We start from the raw sequence: 2,463 nt of genomic DNA, 5'->3' as shown, positions 1-2,463 counted from the left end.
TCATTATTGTTGCAATTACATCATTTTATGGGATGCAGATTTATAAAAGTGCAATAAATTACAATGGCAAATTGGCATGGTTTATAGAAAAGTTAAAACATGAAAGGTCAGTTAAACTTAAACATAATAATATATATAAATCTGGAGTAGAAGGTATTTTTGAAGATATAAATAAAAAATATCCTTTGCCAAAGAAATTGTATATGGCAACTGATTTTGATCTTACATTTCATTCAGATGGAACAATCACAGCGTTTGATACATTTGTTTATGGGAAAAATGTTGATGGGAAAGAAGAAACTTATTTAATCTCTTATAATAAGAAGAAATCAGAAGATATTACTATAATACGAGATGGATATGCAAAGCCTGACTATAATGATGATAAATTAGTAGAACCTTTAATTAAAACGGTTAAGGCGATCCCAGTTAAGCAAACGGTCAAAAAATGGAATGAAAGTAAGTATGGGTTGATTTATTATGGAAAAAGAAATTGGGGATCCAATACAGAGGGAATTATTAATATTACTGAGGATGGTAAGAGGCAGAGTGTTAAAGAAGCAGCTTCTGATATCATTGGATATACTGTATCTATATTTGTCCCTGGAAAAGAGAAAGAGCTAGTCCCTGCTAGATATAATTTAATAAGTGACGCAAGTTGGAGTAAATCAAAGACGCCTCCAAAAGAAGATATGCTTAAAGAGAAGGAACAACAAGATTTAAAGAATGAAAAAGAACAGTTTTTCCTATCAAAAGAAGTTGGTTATAAACTAAATATGACAGATAAAGCATTAGGGAGCGCCTTTTATTCATTAAGCAAGACTAGTGATGAAGGGAAAACATGGGAGGTTATCAATCCAGACCCATTTAATGGGGGGATTGGTAGTGTATCAGGAATCATTTTTATAAATGATAAACTTGGGTTTTTAGGAGCAATTAGGCCTTCTGGTAATGAAGGAGAGTTATATCGCACAGATGATGGGGGAGTATCTTTCAAAAAGGTAGAATATCCGCCGCATGAAGTGAAATTAGATCATACACAGTCCACAATAAGTCCTTTTGATTCTCCTAGTATGCCATATGAGAAAGATGGGGTTTTTAATATGTTAGTTGGACAAGGGGCAGATGGAGACTACAATGGCGATAGTAGTGCACTTTATCAATCAAAAGATAACGGAGAAACATGGGGATTTGTAGAAGAAGTGAAAAAGAAATAATCAGAATGTTTTTTTAAAAATAAGGTAACTACTCAGCTATACATTTCATGACGGACAGGAAGAATTTACGAGTGAAATAATTAAAGTTCTTTCTCATGCTGGAGATTGGTTAATATGGTCTACTATTCTTGCATCTTCCATCATGTATACTGTTACTTTATATAAGAATCATCCAGATATCAGAAAAATTATACATGCTCGTTTTGAAGAAATAAAGCAACGAATAAAATATTAATGTAACTAATAAAAAACGTTATTCTTTCTAGTAATTTTGCTTATTTAGAAAGAATAACGTTTTTATTTTTTAATACTCAAGTAATAGTTTACCTGCAGTTCCTATCATATAATTTATTGAATTTTAATATACGTTATGTATAACAGATATTTACCTTATAAAATAAGGGGGGCATATTATGACTGAGACAAACGAATCTTCAGGAGTCAATTTGAAAAAAGATGTGAAGTTTTCTATTATAATTCCTGCACACAATGAAGAAAAGTACATTAGAAAATGTTTAGATTCAATTGCAAAGGCATCAGAGGCATATAAAGAGCAAACGGAAGTTATAGTTGTTTTAAATCGTTGCACAGATAAAACAGAGGAAATAGCAAAATCTTATAATTGTGTTACATTGAAAAATAACGATAAAAACTTATCTAAAATTCGAAATGCAGGGGCTAAAATAGCTAATGGAGAAATAATCGTCACTATAGACGCTGATACCATAATGACAGAGTCTATGTTGTCTAATGTAGATAAATATTTAGCTTCAGGTAAATACATTGGTGGTGGGGTAAATGGAAAGTTTGAAAGAATATCTTTAGGAATATTTCTCTCCGCAATGTTAATAATCATCCCCTTACTTTTTAAGTACGGAGCTATATCTGTAGGGATTTTTTGGTGCTATAGAAAAGACTTTATGGCAATTAACGGATTTAATGAAAACATGCTTATGGCAGAAGATGCAGATTTCGCTAAACGGTTAAAAGAATGGGGAAAGAAAAATAATAAGAAATTTGGTACTATTAAAAATGGAATGATAACTTCATGCAGAAGATTTGATACATATGGAGACTGGACTTTACTTAAAAATCCAAAAGTAATTTTAGCTTATCTAAAAGGAAATGATAGAAAATACGCAGATAAGACATATTATGATAACCAAGAAAGATAAAAATGGAGAAAACCGGTAGAAAATAGTTAGTGCTTTTTTAGATATAATGAGAATCCAACTTAATTTAATAG

At 31.0% G+C, this 2,463-nt stretch carries 2 protein-coding genes and 1 pseudogene; all 3 read left to right on the top strand.

Going from position 1 to position 2,463, the window contains the following annotated elements:
- Positions 1-1,217 (top strand): WD40/YVTN/BNR-like repeat-containing protein (locus ABWK52_RS21025; RefSeq protein WP_353772113.1); only part of this gene is annotated, 1,217 nt, incomplete at its 5' end.
- A gap of 40 nt (positions 1,218-1,257) precedes the next feature.
- Positions 1,258-1,452, top strand: a pseudogene (locus ABWK52_RS21020) (hypothetical protein); the annotation flags it as partial.
- A gap of 178 nt (positions 1,453-1,630) precedes the next feature.
- A complete protein-coding gene (locus ABWK52_RS21015; RefSeq protein ID WP_000141006.1) occupies positions 1,631-2,392 on the top strand; it encodes a glycosyltransferase in 762 nt (253 codons plus the stop codon).
- Positions 2,393-2,463: the final 71 nt, after the last annotated feature.

Origin of the sequence: Bacillus sp. AP50 (assembly GCF_040492675.1) — a bacterium.
Lineage (GTDB): Bacteria > Bacillota > Bacilli > Bacillales > Bacillaceae_G > Bacillus_A > Bacillus_A cereus.
The sequence above is the reverse complement of the archived record's forward strand: the minus strand, read 5'-3'. Positions and strand labels throughout refer to the sequence as shown.

Excerpts from the sequence above, each read along its gene's own strand:
- ABWK52_RS21015 (WP_000141006.1), top strand. The coding sequence starts at position 1,631 with ATGACTGAGACAAACGAATCTTCAGGAGTCAATTTGAAAAAAGATGTG.